Source organism: Burkholderia sp. Ac-20345, from assembly GCF_017104825.1.
Classification (GTDB): Bacteria; Pseudomonadota; Gammaproteobacteria; order Burkholderiales; family Burkholderiaceae; genus Burkholderia; species Burkholderia lata_B.
The window spans coordinates 1-15,501 of the sequence record NZ_JAAGPO010000011.1 but is presented as its reverse complement, the minus strand read 5'-3'; the positions used below and the strand labels follow the sequence as shown (position 1 = coordinate 15,501).

The following is a 15,501-nucleotide window of genomic DNA, read 5'->3' as shown; positions in this document are numbered from 1 at the left end:
GCGCCACCTTGCACCTGACTTTCCGGGTCTCCGCGATCAGCCCCCGATTCCCGACGCCACGCATCACCATCCCCCACCTCCACCCCAAACCGGGATTTCCCTAGGCTGACATGGCGGCGCTCACGCGGTTAAATAAATCAACGTGATTTATTTAATGCGCCGCCGAACGGCGCACCATGGAAGGAGACGCCATGAGAAGCCCGCACTTCGGCCAGGGAAGCAACTCGGCCAACGTGCGCCGTTACAACGAGCGCCTGCTGCTGAAGACGCTGCGCCGCGCAGGCAGCGCGTCGAAGGCCGACCTCGCCCGCCTTGCGAACATGACGGGAACGGCAGTCGGCAGCATCATCGGATCGCTCGCCGACGCGAAGCTGATCGAATTCGCAGGCCGCACCGAAGGCCAGCGCGGCCAGCCCGCCTCGCTGATCCGCCTCGACCCGCGCGGCGCGTTCGGCATCGGCGTCCATCTCGACCGCATGCGCATCGAAACGGCGCTCGTCAACTTCGCGGGCGACGTGCTCGGCCGCCGCTCGCACGACACGCTGCTCCCTCCACCCGCCGACGTGCTCGAGATCGTCCGTCACGACATCGACGCGATGCAGGCTCTGCTCCCCGACCACGAGCGCGCCCGCCTGACCGGCGTCGGCGTCGCACAGCCCTACAACCTCGGCGCGTGGATGCGCGAACTCGGGCTCGCGCCCGACACGTTCCGCGCATGGGAAGACGTCGATTTCGCAGCCGACCTCGGTCGCACGCTGTCGCTCCCGGTATTCGGTGAAAACGACGGCAACGCCGCCGCGATCGCCGAGCTGTTCTACGGATACGGCCGGCAGTGCGACGACTTCGTCTACCTGTTCATCGGGCCGGCGATCGGCGGCGGCATCGCGATCGACGGCGACTGCCTGCGCGGCGTGACCGGCAATGCGGGCGACATCGCCGTGATTCCCGTGCCGCCGAGCCGGCTGGCTTCCGCACCGCCGCCGCGCGGACCGTGGGACATCCTGCTCGCGCGCGCGTCGCTGCACGCACTCGTGCGCCATCTGCGCCATCACGGCGAGACGGTCGACAACCGGGCCGATCTCGAAGCGTGCATCGCCCGCGGCCTGCCCGCCGTCGACGAATGGATCGACGATTGCGTCGACGCGCTGGCGCCGGCATTGCGCGCGGTGCTGTGCGTGGTCGATGCGCCGGTGGTCGTGCTCGACGCCGATACCGACGCGGGCCTGCTCGACGCGGTCACGACGCGCTTGCGCGCGGCGCTCGTCGCCACCGCGCCCGAAGCGCGCGGCACGCCCGTGCTCGTGCGCGGCACGTTCGGCGCCGACGCCGGTGCGATCGGCGCGGCCACGCTGCCGATGTTCTTCAACTTCTCCCCGCGGGCCGGCATCCTCAAGGGCGCCCGCACCGACTCGCAGGAGGTCAACCATGTCGCGATCTGAGTCGCCCCGCCCGCTGCTCGAGATGCGCGGGATCAGCAAGACGTTCCCGGCCGTGCGCGCGCTCGACAACGTGAGCCTGACCGTCTATCCCGGCGAGATTCATTCGCTGATGGGCGAAAACGGCGCAGGCAAATCGACGCTGATGAAGATCCTGTCGGGTGCATACCGCGCCGACGCAGGCGGCGAGATCCTGATCGACGGCGCCCGCATCGACATCGACGGCCCGCTTGCCGCGCGCGATGCAGGCGTCGCGGTGATCTACCAGGAACTGTGCCTGTCGCCGAACCTGACCGTCGCGGAAAACATCTACATCGGCCGCGAACTGCGGCGCGGCAACCGGCGCTGGGGCACCATCGACCGCGCGGCGATGGCGCGCGGCTGCGAGGACGTGCTCGCGCGCCTGGGCGCATCGTTCGGGCCCGACACGCTCGTCGACACGCTGTCGATCGCGGAGCAGCAGCTCGTCGAGATCGCACGCGCCGTGCACACCCGCGCACGCATCCTCGTGATGGACGAGCCGACCACGCCGCTGTCGTCGCGCGAGACCGAGCACCTGTTCCGCCTGATCCGCCAGTTGCGCGAGGAAGGTCTCGCGATCATCTACATCAGCCACCGGATGGCGGAGATCTACGAACTGTCCGACCGTGTGTCGGTGCTGCGCGACGGCGCGTACGTCGGCACGCTCGAACGCGCATCGCTGTCGGCCGAGCGTCTCGTCGCGATGATGGTCGGCCGCGACATCTCCGGCTTCTACAAGAAGGAACACGCACCGTACGACCCCGGCCACCTGCTGCTGTCGGTCCGCGACATCGCCGACGGCGCGCGCGTGCGCGGCTGCAGCCTCGACCTGCACGCCGGCGAAGTGCTCGGCATCGCGGGGCTCGTCGGCGCAGGCCGCACCGAACTCGCACGGCTGATCTTCGGCGCCGAACCACGCGTGCGCGGCGACGTGAAGGTGGGCGAGCGCACGTTCGGCGCGCACTCGCCGCGCGACGCGATCGATGCGGGCCTCGTCTACCTGACCGAAGACCGCAAGCGCCAGGGCCTGTTCCTCGACATGAGCGTGCGCGACAACATCAACATCTCCGTATGCAACCGCGATGCGCGGCTCGGTGCGCTCGACCTCGCGCGCGGCGCCGACCGTGCACGCGACGCGATCGCATCGCTGTCGATCCGCGTGCCGAACGCAAACGTGAACGTCGGCGCGCTGTCGGGCGGCAACCAGCAGAAAGTGCTGCTGTCGCGCCTGCTCGAGACGAAGCCGCGCGTGCTGATCCTCGACGAACCGACACGCGGCGTGGACATCGGCGCGAAATCCGAGATCTACCGGATCATCAACGAACTGGCCCGGGCCGGCGTGGGCGTGATCGTGATCTCGAGCGAACTGCCGGAAATCATCGGTGTCGCCGACCGCGTGCTCGTGATGCGCGAAGGCGAGATCGCCGGCGAACTCGGCGGCTATACGCCGACGCCCATCACGCAGGAAGCAATCATTGCGCTCGCCACCGGCTCGCAGGCCGAACTCGCCGACGCGCACTGAGCCTCGCCCTTTTCATTTCTTTCTTACATTCAGGCTACCGAAATGATCAACCCGACCAAGCAGCGGAACCTCGCTTCCGCGACGGCCCACCCGGTGGGCGATCGTACTCCCCAGTTGCGCGTCGCCGATCACCGCGCCCGCATGCAGTCGCTGATCCGCACCGCCGGCATGCTGCCGGTGCTGCTGGTTCTGTGCATCGGCTTCGGCTTACTGACCGACGGTTTCTTCACGCTGCAGAACCTGTCGATCGTCACGCAGCAGGCATCGATCAACATCGTGCTCGCCGCCGGCATGACCTTCGTGATCCTGACGGGCGGCATCGACCTGTCGGTCGGCTCGGTGCTCGCCGCCGCGGCCGTCGCGGCGCTGCTCGCGTCGACCATCCCGAGCTGGGGCTGGCTCGGCGTGCCGTTCGCGCTCCTCGTCGGCCTCGTGTTCGGCGCGATCAACGGCGGCCTGATCTCGTTCCTGCGCCTGCCACCGTTCATCGTCACGCTCGGCGCGATGACGGCCGTGCGCGGCGTCGCACGCCTGATCGGCAACGACACGACCGTGTTCAATCCGCAGTTGCCGTTCGCGTTCATCGGCAACGGCACGATCCTCGGCGTGCCGTGGCTCGTCGTGATCGCGTGCGCGGTGATCGCGATCTCGTGGTTCATCCTGCGCCGCACGGTACTCGGGATGCGCATCTATTCGGTCGGCGGCAATCCGGAAGCCGCCCGCCTGTCGGGCATCAACGTACGGGCGATCCAGATGTTCGTGTACGCGGCGTCGGGCCTGCTCGCCGGCCTCGGCGCGGTGATGTCGGCCGCGCGGCTCTATGCGGCCAACGGCCTGCAACTCGGCCAGTCGTACGAACTCGATGCGATCGCCGCGGTGATCCTCGGCGGCACGAGTTTCGTCGGCGGCGTCGGCTCGATCGTCGGCACGCTGATCGGTGCGCTGATCATCGCGGTGCTGACGAACGGCCTCGTGCTGCTCGGGGTATCCGACATCTGGCAGTACATCATCAAGGGGCTCGTGATCATCGGCGCCGTCGCGCTCGACCGCTACCGCCAGCGCGATTCGGCGCGTACCTGAACCCCTTCCCGTCCATTCAACCTTGCGGCGCAGGCCGATCCCTGCGCCCGCTCGCCAAGCAACTTCACGGAGACACAACGACATGTTCAAGCACAAAGCCGCCCTGACCGCCGTCGCCTGCGCACTCGCCTTCGGCGCTTCCGCCGCGCACGCGGCCGACAAGCCGCTCAAATCGATCGGCGTTACGGTCGGGTCGCTCGGCAACCCGTACTTCGTCACGATCGTCAAGGGCGCCGAGGCACGCGCCAAGCAGATCAACCCGAATGCGAAGGTCACGGCCGTGTCGGCCGACTACGACCTGAACAAGCAGTTCACGCAGATCGACAACTTCATCTCCGCGCACGTCGACATGATCCTGCTCAACGCAACCGATCCGAAGGCGATCGAACCGGCGGTGAAGAAGGCGCAGGCGGCCGGCATCACGGTCGTCGCGGTCGACGTCGCCGCGGCCGGCGCGAACGCGACCGTGCAGACCAACAACGTCAAGGCCGGTGAACTGGCATGCGATTACATCGCGAAGAAACTCAACGGCAAGGGCAACGTGATCATCGAAAACGGCCCGCAGGTGTCGGCCGTGATCGATCGCGTCAACGGCTGCAAGACCGTGCTCGCGAAAAACGCCGGCATCAAGGTGCTGTCGAGCGACCAGGACGGCAAGGGCTCGCGTGAAGGCGGGATGAACGCGATGCAGGGCTACCTGACACGCTTTCCGAAGCTCGATGCGGTGTTCACGATCAACGACCCGCAGGCGATCGGCAGCGATCTCGCCGCGAAACAGTTGAACCGCCCGGGCATCGTGATCACGTCGGTCGACGGTGCGCCCGATATCGAGGTCGCGCTCAAGTCGAATACGCTCGTGCAGGCGTCGTCGAGCCAGGATCCGTGGGCAATGGCGCAGCAGGCCGTCAACGTCGGCTACGGCATCATGAACGGCCAGAAGCCGGCCAACCCGATGATCCTGATCGAACCGACGCTCATCACGCGCGACAACGTTAAGACCTACAAGGGCTGGAGCTCGCCGCGCTGATCACGCCGCCCGTCCGCCCGCACGACCGGGCAGTGCCGGGCCGCGTCGCAACGCGCGACGGCCCGCCCTGCCCACCTTTTCGTATCAACCGCTGCATGGCCGCGCACAACGCCGCGGCACAAGGTTTCGACATGACGACGACGTTTCCCCGCCTGATCGTATTCGGCGAAGCATTGACCGACTTCATCCGCGACGACGCGCAGCACTGGCACAGCGTCGCCGGCGGCTCATGCTGGAACGTCGCGCGCGTCGGTGCGCGGCTCGGCGTGCAGACGGCCTTCGCCGGCACGGTCAGCCGCGACACTTTCGGCGACGAGCTGATGCGCAAGAGCGCCGATGCGGGGCTCGACCTGCGCTTCATCCGGCAGGTCGATCGCGCGCCGCTGCTCGCAATGGTGGTGTCGAAGCAGCCGCCCCACTATTTCTTCATCGGCGAGAACAGCGCCGATCTCGCGTTCGATCCGGCGGACCTGCCCGCCGGCGCACTCGACGCGGCCGAGATCGTGCACGTCGGTTCGCTCGGCGTCGTACGCGAGCCGCTCGCGGCACGCCTGATCGAAGTGGCGCAAGCCGCGCGGGCGGCCGGCAAGCGAATCTCGTTCGACCCGAACTTCCGTGCGCCGATGGCCGCGCCGTCGTATCGCGACACGCTGCGCCGGCTGGCCGGGCTCGCAGACTGGATCAAGGTGTCCGACGAGGATCTGCGCGGGCTGTTTCCCGAACTCGATGAAGCCGCCGCGCTCGCGCAACTGCGCGCATGGGCACCCGACGCGACGATGCTCGTCACGCGCGGCGCCGCCGGCATGCAGCTCCTGCATCGCGATACCGTGCTGTTCCAGCCCGCGTTCCCGACCGAGGTTGCCGACACCGTCGGCTGCGGCGATGCGAGCATCGGCGGCTGGCTCGCGAGCCAGCTCACGCGTCCCGATGCATCGGCCGCGGAGCATCTGCGCTACGCAGCCGCCTGTGCGGCCGTCGCCTGTGCACACGCAGGCGCCTATGCGCCGACGGCGGACGAAGTGACCGACATGATCGCTCGCTCGGCCGACGCCGTGGTTTCGCAATAGCACCCGCCGGCGCGCCGCCCCCGCGCCGCACCGTCAAGCGGCGGTCGTTCCGCCGCTGCCGTCCGGTGGCAGCCCGGCCTGCAGCAGTTGCAGGCTCTCGTCGACGCTCAGCTCGGACATCGCGTCGTCATGCAGCGTATCGTCGGCCGCGCGGCGCAACGCATGCAGCGCGTGCACCTTGAGCCGCACGATCGCGAACTGCAACCCGCGCGCCGTGCATTCGGCGGCAAACGTGCGCAACGATTCGATCGTCGTGCTGTCGACATCCGGCGTTTCCTCGAGGCTCAGCATCACGGTATGCGCGTCCGGCGCGGCCTTCATCAGCACACGCACGCGGTTCAGCATCCGGTCCGCATTCGCGAAGAACAGTTGCGCCTCGGGCCGCACGATCAGCACGCCCGGCACCGGCTTCGCGTCGGCATGGCTCGCCACGTCGACGAAATCGTGACTGTCGCGCAGCCTGCCGAGCACGCTGACGTTCGGCTCGGACAGCTTGCGCAGCGTCAGCAGCAGGCTCACACCGATAGCCGCGAGCAGCCCGTGCAGCACGCCGAGCACGAGCACCGCGAGCAGCGCGGCGATCACGACGAGCCGGTCGCGATGCCAGGCCCAATACGGGCGGAAAACGGACGGATGCAGCGAGTGGCTGACCGCGAAGATCACGATCGCCGCGAGCACGGGTTCCGGCGTGCGGGCGAGCTGCGGCAGCAGCAGCCACACGATCAGCGCGACCACGCCCGCTGCCCACAGGCCGGCAAAGCGCGACTGCGCGCCAGCCGCTTCGTTCGCCGAAGTCGCCGAATAGCCCGCACCGACCGGCATCCCGTGCAGCAGGCCCGACACGAGATTCGCGCACCCGAGCGCGACGAGGTCGCGATTCGGCGACACGCTGTCGCCATGCTTCAGTGCGAAGTTGCGGATCGATCCGTACGATTCCGCGTACAGGATCAGCATCAGTGCGAATGCAAGCTCGATGGTCTGCATCCACGCATTGCGGTCGAGGGTCGGCAGGCCGAACTCGATATGCTTGAAATCGATATGGCCGACGATCGCGATCCCGTATCGCTGCCAGTCGATCGCATAGCCGGCCGCGATCGACAGCACGATCACCACGAGCGTCGCGGGCACGCGCGAGCTCCGCCCGAGCACGAACAGCAATGCCAGTGCGGTCGCACCGACCACCGCGCTCGCGAGATTCGCATGAGGCGCGCCGGTGACGAGATCGAGCGCGACATGCGGTGCATCGCTGTGCTGCACGGAAATCGCGAGAATCTTCGGCAACTGCTTGATGACGATCGTCAGCGCGAGGCCGAACGTGAAGCCGCGCAGCACCGGCCGCGCGACGAAATCCGACATGCCGCCGAGCCGCGCGGCGCCCGCCAGGATGAACAGCACGCCCGTCATCGCGACGAGCGCCGCCGCGAGCGCGAGCTGCGCGGCAAGCGCCATCCCCGACTCCGCGAGCACGGTCGCCGCGAGCACGGCGGCCGACGACGACGTCGACGACACGATCGCGAAACGGCTGCTGCCCGTGAGTGCATAGACGACGAGCCCTGACAGCAACGCGATGAGACCAGCCTGCGGCGGCAGATTGGCCAGCCCCGCGTACGCGACCGCCTCGGGTATCAGCAGGCCCGCGATCGACAGGCCGGCCAGCGCATCGAGGCCGATGCGTCGCTTGGGCGGCGGCGAGGCCGCGTCGAGCACGGCGAAATGGTCGGCATGCTGCGGGCCGGCATCCGGGCGGATCGGGGCGGTCGTCATGAGGGGGTCAGGGCTTGACGGCGATGACGCCCGACCAGCCGGGCAGATAGCGTGCATCCTGCTCATGCGCGCGATGCAGTGCGACGTCGAGCGCCTTCGCGAAGTTCTTGCGGATCTGGTCGAGCGACACGTGCTGGCGCAAGTAATCGGCCCACAGGAATTCGCTGAACGGTGTCGCGTCCTTCGCATAGCCGCCCGCCGTGCGCAGCTCGCCGGCCAGGCTGCGGTACGGATCGTCCACGAGCCCCGTCAGCGCCTTCGGCAGATTCGCGTAGTCGCGGCGCGTACCGTCCGCGCCGAACGGATGCACCCACTGGTTGTGTTCCATCATCCGCCAGAAGATCGTGTCGTCGAGCCACGACAGATCCTTCAGCAGCATCGCGTTCACGCGCGTCTCCCCTTCCTCGATCAACGCGAGGCCGAGGTGGTGGTGATCGGTGATGTAGTGCAGCCCGTCCGGGCCGAGCACGGCCGGGAACCAGTGCGATTCGATCGCGGCCTTGCGCGCGCGCTTGCTGAGCCCCTTCCAGTGCTTGCGCTTCGCCTTGACTTCGCGATAGCCGACCGTCATCTGCGTGGGACGCAGTTCTTCCAGCTTGACGGGAATCAGATGAACATCGTTGCCGAGAGCCATGGTCGTACCCCATGTTGCGAAATTCCGGCAACGATACTCCTGATCACGGAAGCCGTTAATACGTCATGACCTCGATACGCATCCGGTTGACGATCTCTGACAACCGCCCAACGGCCAGCGCTCGCACGGCGCCGCGCTACGCGCGCAGATCGTTGCGTTCGAGACGATGACGAATGTAAGGAATGCCATCGTGCACGACGCTCACGCGACGCATCCCGAGCTTGCGCGCGACATTCAGCGAGCCGCCGTTGGCCTCCGCGATATCGGCGATCACGCGCGGCAGGCGCACGGTGTCGAAGGCGTGACGCACGACGGCTGCCGCGGCTTCGCTCGCGATGCCGCGCCCCCAGGTCGAACGCACCAGCCGCCAGCCGATCTCGACGTCGTGCGCGCCGTCCACATAATCGGGAATCAGCAGGATCCAGCCGATGAACGCGTCGGGCACGGCCTTCTCGAAGATCGACCAGTAGCCGAGGCCCGGCGGATAGTCGCACGTGATTCGGTGCGTGACGAAGCGCCGGTGCTCGACGGGATCGTGCCACGGGCCCGCGATGTGCCGCGTGACCTCGGGATCGCGATCCATCGCGAGGCACGCGTCGAGATCGGCGAGCACGCGCGGACGCAGCCACAGCCGGGCGGTTTCGAGCACGGGAAGCGTGGCGGCGGAACATTCGGTCATCGGGACTCCTGATTCGGTGACGATGCGCATCGAGCGCATTACAAAACAGCTACAAACAGCCTTCCGGAATGATACAGATGCCCGTCGCCGGTTGCGCGCGACGCCATTTCCATTTCCGAAACAGTTCATTTCCTAGGGATTATTCCCGATTCGACGGTATCGCGCCCCACATCGCGCGGCGCCTCGGCCTACACTCGACCAATGCCCCCGCACCGCGCGCAAGCCGGGCCGGCATCCGCATGCACATCGTGAGCGCGCAAGCCAACGAGGAGACCTCGGACATGAGCTGGACCCGCGAACAACGCAACGTCACGATCGCCGCCTACCTGGGCTGGACACTCGATGCGTTCGATTTCTTCCTGATGGTCTTCGTGCTGAAGGACATCGCCGCCGAATTCGGGTCGACGATCCCTGCCGTCGCGTTCGCGCTCACATTGACGCTTGCGATGCGTCCGCTCGGCGCGCTGATCTTCGGCCGGCTCGCCGATCGCTTCGGCCGCCGTCCGACGCTGATGGTCAACATCGCGTGCTACTCGCTGCTCGAACTCGCGTCGGGTTTCGCGCCGAGCCTGACCGCGCTGCTCGTGCTGCGCGCATTGTTCGGCGTCGCGATGGGCGGCGAATGGGGTGTGGGCTCCGCGCTGACGATGGAAACGGTGCCGACCCATGCGCGCGGCTTCGTGTCGGGGCTGCTGCAGGCCGGCTATCCGAGCGGCTACCTGCTCGCGTCCGTCGTGTTCGGCCTGTTCTACCAGTACATCGGCTGGCGCGGGATGTTCATGGTCGGCGTGCTGCCTGCGCTGCTCGTGCTGTACGTGCGCGCTCACGTGCCCGAATCGCCGGCGTGGAAGCAGATGGAGAAGCGCCCGCGCCCGAGCCTCGGCACCACGCTGCAGCAGAACTGGAAGCTCACGATCTACGCGATCGTGCTGATGACCGCGTTCAACTTCTTCTCGCACGGCACGCAGGATCTGTATCCGACGTTCCTGCGCGAACAGCATCACTTCGATCCGCATACCGTGTCGTGGATCACGATCGTGCTGAACATCGGTGCCATCGTCGGCGGCCTGTCGTTCGGTGCGATCTCCGAGCGGATCGGCCGGCGTCGTGCCGTCTTCATCGCAGCGTTGATCGCCCTGCCCGTGCTGCCGCTGTGGGCGTTCTCGAGCGGCCCGGTCGCCCTCGCCGCGGGTGCGTTCCTGATGCAGATCTCGGTGCAGGGTGCATGGGGCGTGATCCCGGTTCACCTGAACGAAATCTCGCCCGACGAGATCCGCGCGACCTTCCCCGGCGTCGTCTACCAGCTCGGCAACCTGCTCGCGTCGGGCAACGCGACGATGCAGGCCTCGCTCGCCGTTTCGCACAACAACAATTACAGCTTCGCGCTCGCGCTCGTGGCAGGCATCGTCGCCGTCGTGATCGCCGTGTTGATCCTGTTCAGCCGCGAGCGGCGCGGCATCGACATGACGCAATCGGTCAATACGCGTAGCACGGTCGGCTGAACCCGCGCATTGCCGCACTGCATCATCGCGCGTGCCCCGTCCTGTCGAGGGCACGCGCGATACTTTCCGCATTCGCACATCGAACTAGAGGAATTTGTCCAGATTCCCCGCTTGCCCGCTCCGTCCGCGATTTTTTATCTTAATAAAAACGACTGTTTGAATCAGACAAACAAATCACCAGTTCGCGGCCGGGCGACCGGCATGGGAGGCGGGACATGGCAGTAAGTCAGGAGGGGCGGCCATCCGCGGGACGGCCGTCCGGGGCGCGGTCATCCGGCACTCGGCAGACCGGCGGGACGAAGGCACGCATCCTCGATGCGGCCGAGGATCTGTTCATCGAGCATGGCTTCGAGGCGATGTCGATGCGCCAGATCACCTCGCGCGCGGCGGTCAACCTCGCCGCGGTCAACTACCACTTCGGCAGCAAGGAAGCGCTGATCCACGCGATGCTGTCGCGCCGGCTCGACCAGCTCAACCAGGAACGCCTCGGCATCCTCGACCGCTTCGATGCGCAACTCGGCACCCACATCACCTGCGAGCACGTGCTCGGCGCGATGTTCATCCCCGCGTTGAAGGCGTCGCGCAATCCCGAACGCGGCGGGCCCGGGTTCCTGCGGCTGATCGGCCGTGCGTACACCGATCCGTCGCCGTTCGTGCGCAACTTCCTGACCGCGCACTACGCGAGCGTCGCGGGCCGCTTCTTCGACGCGTTCCAGCGCGCATTGCCGCACCTGCCGCGCACGGAGCTTGGCTGGCGGCTGCACTTCGCGATCGGCGCGCTGTCCGGCGCGCTCGCGGGCGCCGAAACGGAAAGCCTGATCGACGAGTTTTCGCAGGGCCGCACGATGAACGACGTGCAGATGATCGCGCGCCTGTCGTCGCTGATCGTCGCCGCGCTGAAAGCGCCGATGCCCGACAGCGCGCAACTGTCGATCTTCGCGGCCGTGCTCGACGATGCAGGCGCAAGCGAAGCATTCGGGCTGCCGCAGTCGGGGGCGACCACCGCCGATACGGCGACGCTGCATTCCACGAACTGAGCGCGCGAGGCCACGCGCGGCTTCCTGTTCACGATTTGATTGAAACGCGCGGTCATGCGGAGCGTCGAGGCGCCCCGTCGATCGACCGTGCGGCACGGGGCACGGGCCGGCGCTGAAGCGCCCGCCCTCGCCGAGCGCAAACACCGGAGACACGTCATGTCATCTTCCGCAGCAACCGCAGCGGCCCAGGTTCCGCCGAACACCGACGGCATCTGGTACGCGTCATACCCGCCCGGCGTCCCGCACGACATCGACGTCACGCAATACGCATCGCTCGTGCAGTTCTTCGACGAATGCACGAGCCGCTTCGCCGAGCGCGTCGCCTATGTGAGCGCAGGCGCATCGATGACCTACCGCACGCTCGCGCAGAAAGTCGATGCGTTCGCGTCGTACCTGCAAAGCATCGGGGTCAAGCCCGGCGACCGCGTCGCGATCATGTTGCCGAACACGTTCCAGTATCCGGTCGCGCTGTTCGGCACGCTGAAGGCCGGCGCGATCGTCGTCAACGTGAATCCGCTCTACACCGTGCGCGAACTCGCGCACCAGCTGAAGGACAGCGGCGCGCAGACGATCGTCGTGTTCGAGAATTTCGCGCGCACGCTGCAGGACGCGCTGCCGGAAACGCAGGTGAAGAACATCGTCGTCACCGCGCTCGGCGACCTGCTCGCCGACGGTTTCAATGCGAAAGGACGCCTGATCAATTTCGTGCTGAAGCATGTGAAAAAGCTCGTGCCGGCCTACCACCTGCCGCAGGCCACCCGGTTGCGCTCCGCCCTCGCGCTCGGTGCGCGTGGCAAGCCGCAGCTCGTGCAGATCACGCGCGACGACCTCGCGTTCCTGCAATACACGGGCGGCACGACCGGCGTCGCGAAAGGCGCGATGCTCACGCACGGCAACCTGATCGCGAACCTGCTGCAGGCGAAGGCCTGGATCGCCGACCAGGTCTCGGGCGACGTCGAAACCGTGCTCACGCCGCTGCCGCTGTATCACATCTATTCGCTGACGGTGAACGCATTCATCTTCATGGGGCTCGGCGGGCGCAACATCCTGATCGCGAACCCGCGCGACATGACGATGGTGATGAAGATCATCCGCAACGAGACGTTCACCGGGATCACCGGCATCAACACGCTGTACAACGCGTTCCTCGACAACGAGGAATTCCGCAAGCGCGATTTCTCGAAGCTGAAGCTCGCGATGGCCGGCGGGATGGCGATGCATCGCGCGGTCGCGGAACGCTTCCAGCAGGTGACGGGCCGGCCGGTCGTCGAAGGCTACGGCCTGACCGAATGCTCGCCGATCGTCACGATGAACCCCGTGGACCTGAACGACATGGCCGCGTTCAGCGGTTCGATCGGCCTGCCCGCGCCGTCCACCGTCGTGCGCTTTCGCCGCGAGGACGGCACCTGGGCGCCCATCGGCGAACCGGGCGAGCTGTGCGTACACGGTCCGCAGGTGATGCGCGGCTACTGGCAGCGCCCCGACGAGACGGCCAAGGTGATCGACGCCGACGGCTGGCTCGGCACCGGCGACATCGGCGTGATGGACGAACGCGGCTTCATCCGCCTGATCGACCGCAAGAAGGACATGATCCTCGTATCGGGCTTCAACGTGTATCCGAACGAGATCGAGGAAGTGCTGGTGATGCATCCGGGCATCAGCGAAGCCGCGGCGATCGGCATTCCTGACGAGGTACAGGGCGAACGGATCAAGGTGTTCGTCGTGCGCCGCGACCCGTCGCTGACGGTCGACGACGTGCTCGCGCACTGCCGCAAGAACCTGACCGGCTACAAGATGCCGAAATTCGTCGAGTTCCGCGACGCGCTGCCGCAGACGAACGTCGGCAAGATCCTGCGCCGCGCGCTGCGCGACGAGGAGCTCGCCAAACTCAAGGCCGCGAAGCAAGGCTGAACGATCCATCGCCCCGGGAGACGCCGTCGATGAACGAAGGAAACAAGCGCCACGCGCGGCATGCCGCCGCCGTGGCAGTCGCGTGCCTGTTGTCGCTCGCACAAGCGGGCCTGCATGCACAGGAAACGGCCGACGCCGCGAGCGCGGCAACCGGCGTCGCGCTGCCGGCGGATCTCGCGAAACTGACGCGCGAGCCGGTTGCGCAGCAGGCGCGCTGGCTGCGCACGGCCGCGCAGCGCGGCACGCTCGCGCAACTCGATGACGCGACACTCTCGGCGCTCTTCAAGGCACTCGATCCGCTCGCCGTACCGCTCTATATCCGGAACGGTCCCAACGGCTATCCGTCGTACCAGTTCACGATGGTGCGCCAGGAGCGCATCAGCGGAAAATGGTCCGATACGCCCGACCGCATGCTCGTGAAGACCACCCGCGAGCCGCTGCGCGTCTACGCGAAATGGCTGCCGGGCGGTGCGCATGCCGGACAGGAGACGATCTACGACACGACGCAGCGCAAGGACGAGATGTACGGCCACCTCGGCGGCCTGCTCGGCAAGATTCCGCTGTGGACGGCACTCGACGGCGCACTCGCGCGCGCGCAGTCGAATCACCAGGTAAAGGATCTCGGCACCGAGTTCATCACGAACCTGTACCTGACCGAAGGGAAGAAATACCTGGAAGCCGGCGTGCAGCGGCCGACCGATGTGGAGGCCAGGACGATCAACGGCGTGCGCGTCGTTGCGCTCACCTACGAAACGCCGACCGGCCGGCCGCAGTTCTACGCGAAGAAGGAAGTGCTCGGGCTCGACCTGCACGCGCCCTATTTCCGGGCCGTCGAGTCCTATGACAACGACGGCAAGATCTTCGAGCGGATCGTCATCGAGAAGATCGCGCCGGCGACGCTCGACGACACCGCATTCGACCCGAAAAACCCCGACTACGCGTTCTGATGCGCGCCGGCGGGGCTGGCCTCGGGCTCAATCGTCATCGTCGTCGCCGTGGTGGCGGTGCCAATGCTTGTAATAGTGCTTGCGCCACTTGCGATAGCGATCGTCGTCGTCATCGCCGTAATAGCCGTATCCGTAGCCTGGATAGGCGACCACGGCCGGTTGCGGCGCCACATAGACCGGAGCCGGCTCGACATAGACCGGCGCGACCGGTACGCCGATGCCGACCGACAGGTCGACATGCCCCGCCATCGCACTGCCGGAAGCCAGCAACGCCACGCCCCCGACCCACCCTGCCCATCGTCTCTTGTTCATGTTCTGAATCCCTGATATACCGGCCCGCCCGGCTCGCGCAACGAATGTAAGCGCCACCTGCGAACCCAGGTGATACGGCATTGCGAGAGTCGTAACGCGGCGTAACGAAATGGCGTTAGCCGTTCGGCCGAATCGCGAAAATGCGCTGGAACGTCTATAGTGGGTTACGGTTCGACACAATCACGACTGCGCGCTCCCCGATCGAACAGGGTAGAATCCCGCCAAACACCTTGTGGACGAACACGCCACACACACGCACAACATATTCTCTGACGCAGGCTCCTGCCGCACCTCAATGGCCAATCCCGCAGAATCCCATCCGCAAAACGACTTCATCAATTCGGCGCGCAAGGAACGTAAGCGCGTTGAAATCTATCTCGTCAACGGCATTCGTCTGACGGGGTGTATCGAGTCGTTCGACCAGTACCTGGTGATGCTGCGCACCCCCGTGGGTCTGCAAGGCATCTACAAGCGCGCGATTTCCACGATCCAGCTCGACACGGGCGGCTCGCGCCCGGGCGGCAGCGGTCCCCGCGGGCCGCGCACCGGCGGGCGCCCGGGA

At 66.7% G+C, this 15,501-nt stretch carries 14 protein-coding genes; 10 read left to right on the top strand and 4 right to left on the bottom strand.

From position 1 onward, the window contains the following. The first annotated feature begins 191 nt into the window (after nt 1-191). The 5 genes from G3O06_RS07385 to G3O06_RS07365 all read left to right on the top strand — a co-directional run bounded on the left by G3O06_RS07385 (nt 192) and on the right by G3O06_RS07365 (nt 6,153). Nucleotides 192-1,439 (top strand): ROK family protein, encoded by a 1,248-nt coding sequence (locus tag G3O06_RS07385; RefSeq protein WP_174969194.1) that lies wholly within the window; start codon nt 192-194, stop codon nt 1,437-1,439. Further along, nucleotides 1,426-2,979, top strand: coding sequence for a sugar ABC transporter ATP-binding protein (locus G3O06_RS07380; protein ID WP_174912526.1), 1,554 nt, complete (start codon nt 1,426-1,428; stop codon nt 2,977-2,979). Before G3O06_RS07385 ends, G3O06_RS07380 begins: the two co-directional genes overlap by 14 nt. A 93-nt stretch (nt 2,980-3,072) precedes the next feature. Next, nucleotides 3,073-4,059: a ribose ABC transporter permease gene (locus tag G3O06_RS07375; RefSeq protein ID WP_346779495.1), complete on the top strand. Its 987-nt coding sequence runs from the start codon at nt 3,073-3,075 to the stop codon at nt 4,057-4,059. A gap of 82 nt (nt 4,060-4,141) precedes the next feature. Further along, a complete protein-coding gene (locus G3O06_RS07370) occupies nt 4,142-5,086 on the top strand; it encodes an ABC transporter substrate-binding protein (protein WP_174912531.1) in 945 nt (314 codons plus the stop codon). 131 nt (nt 5,087-5,217) lie between these two features. Beyond that, complete coding sequence (locus tag G3O06_RS07365; protein WP_205815585.1) at nt 5,218-6,153, top strand: carbohydrate kinase; 936 nt, start codon at nt 5,218-5,220, stop codon at nt 6,151-6,153. A gap of 33 nt (nt 6,154-6,186) precedes the next feature. Here G3O06_RS07365 and G3O06_RS07360 read toward each other — a convergent pair whose 3' ends face one another. The 3 genes from G3O06_RS07360 to G3O06_RS07350 form a co-directional block, all read right to left on the bottom strand. Further along, complete coding sequence (locus G3O06_RS07360; RefSeq protein ID WP_174912537.1) at nt 6,187-7,917, bottom strand: SulP family inorganic anion transporter; 1,731 nt, start codon at nt 7,915-7,917, stop codon at nt 6,187-6,189. Between the two features lie 7 nt (nt 7,918-7,924). Then, nucleotides 7,925-8,551: a ParB-like protein gene (locus G3O06_RS07355; RefSeq protein ID WP_174997087.1), complete on the bottom strand. Its 627-nt coding sequence runs from the start codon at nt 8,549-8,551 to the stop codon at nt 7,925-7,927. A gap of 136 nt (nt 8,552-8,687) precedes the next feature. Then, nucleotides 8,688-9,230, bottom strand: a complete 543-nt coding sequence (locus tag G3O06_RS07350; RefSeq protein WP_205815584.1) for a GNAT family N-acetyltransferase — start codon at nt 9,228-9,230, stop codon at nt 8,688-8,690. Between the two features lie 281 nt (nt 9,231-9,511). On the opposite strand from G3O06_RS07350, the gene G3O06_RS07345 reads away from it, so the two are divergent. The 4 genes from G3O06_RS07345 to G3O06_RS07330 all read left to right on the top strand — a co-directional run bounded on the left by G3O06_RS07345 (nt 9,512) and on the right by G3O06_RS07330 (nt 14,627). Continuing rightward, entirely contained in the window at nt 9,512-10,732 is a 1,221-nt protein-coding gene (locus tag G3O06_RS07345; protein ID WP_174912545.1) for an MFS transporter, read from the top strand. A gap of 215 nt (nt 10,733-10,947) precedes the next feature. After that, on the top strand, nt 10,948-11,769 hold the full coding sequence (locus tag G3O06_RS07340) for a TetR/AcrR family transcriptional regulator (protein WP_043182625.1): 822 nt from the start codon (nt 10,948-10,950) through the stop codon (nt 11,767-11,769). Nucleotides 11,770-11,925: 156 nt separating this feature from the next. Next, nucleotides 11,926-13,680 carry an AMP-binding protein gene (locus G3O06_RS07335; RefSeq protein ID WP_205815583.1) on the top strand — a complete coding sequence of 585 codons (1,755 nt, stop codon included), beginning with the start codon at nt 11,926-11,928 and terminating at the stop codon, nt 13,678-13,680. Nucleotides 13,681-13,709: 29 nt separating this feature from the next. Next, nucleotides 13,710-14,627 carry a DUF1571 domain-containing protein gene (locus G3O06_RS07330; RefSeq protein ID WP_205815582.1) on the top strand — a complete coding sequence of 306 codons (918 nt, stop codon included), beginning with the start codon at nt 13,710-13,712 and terminating at the stop codon, nt 14,625-14,627. A gap of 27 nt (nt 14,628-14,654) precedes the next feature. On the opposite strand, the gene G3O06_RS07325 is transcribed toward G3O06_RS07330, so the two are convergent. Beyond that, nucleotides 14,655-14,939 carry a hypothetical protein gene (locus tag G3O06_RS07325; RefSeq protein WP_069745480.1) on the bottom strand — a complete coding sequence of 95 codons (285 nt, stop codon included), beginning with the start codon at nt 14,937-14,939 and terminating at the stop codon, nt 14,655-14,657. Nucleotides 14,940-15,234: 295 nt separating this feature from the next. Here G3O06_RS07325 and hfq point away from each other — a divergent pair. After that, a partial coding sequence (gene hfq, locus G3O06_RS07320; RefSeq protein ID WP_205815581.1) for an RNA chaperone Hfq occupies nt 15,235-15,501 on the top strand: 267 nt, incomplete at its 3' end.

What these genes read in the sequence shown, in the direction of transcription:
- G3O06_RS07350 (WP_205815584.1), bottom strand. Translation starts at nt 9,230, where the DNA reads ATGACCGAATGTTCCGCCGCCACGCTTCCCGTGCTCGAAACCGCCCGG.
- G3O06_RS07330 (WP_205815582.1), top strand. Translation starts at nt 13,710, where the DNA reads ATGAACGAAGGAAACAAGCGCCACGCGCGGCATGCCGCCGCCGTGGCA.
- G3O06_RS07380 (WP_174912526.1), top strand. Translation starts at nt 1,426, where the DNA reads ATGTCGCGATCTGAGTCGCCCCGCCCGCTGCTCGAGATGCGCGGGATC.
- G3O06_RS07335 (WP_205815583.1), top strand. Translation starts at nt 11,926, where the DNA reads ATGTCATCTTCCGCAGCAACCGCAGCGGCCCAGGTTCCGCCGAACACC.
- G3O06_RS07345 (WP_174912545.1), top strand. Translation starts at nt 9,512, where the DNA reads ATGAGCTGGACCCGCGAACAACGCAACGTCACGATCGCCGCCTACCTG.
- G3O06_RS07325 (WP_069745480.1), bottom strand. Translation starts at nt 14,939, where the DNA reads ATGAACAAGAGACGATGGGCAGGGTGGGTCGGGGGCGTGGCGTTGCTG.
- G3O06_RS07385 (WP_174969194.1), top strand. Translation starts at nt 192, where the DNA reads ATGAGAAGCCCGCACTTCGGCCAGGGAAGCAACTCGGCCAACGTGCGC.
- G3O06_RS07360 (WP_174912537.1), bottom strand. Translation starts at nt 7,917, where the DNA reads ATGACGACCGCCCCGATCCGCCCGGATGCCGGCCCGCAGCATGCCGAC.
- G3O06_RS07355 (WP_174997087.1), bottom strand. Translation starts at nt 8,551, where the DNA reads ATGGCTCTCGGCAACGATGTTCATCTGATTCCCGTCAAGCTGGAAGAA.
- G3O06_RS07340 (WP_043182625.1), top strand. Translation starts at nt 10,948, where the DNA reads ATGGCAGTAAGTCAGGAGGGGCGGCCATCCGCGGGACGGCCGTCCGGG.
- G3O06_RS07370 (WP_174912531.1), top strand. Translation starts at nt 4,142, where the DNA reads ATGTTCAAGCACAAAGCCGCCCTGACCGCCGTCGCCTGCGCACTCGCC.
- G3O06_RS07365 (WP_205815585.1), top strand. Translation starts at nt 5,218, where the DNA reads ATGACGACGACGTTTCCCCGCCTGATCGTATTCGGCGAAGCATTGACC.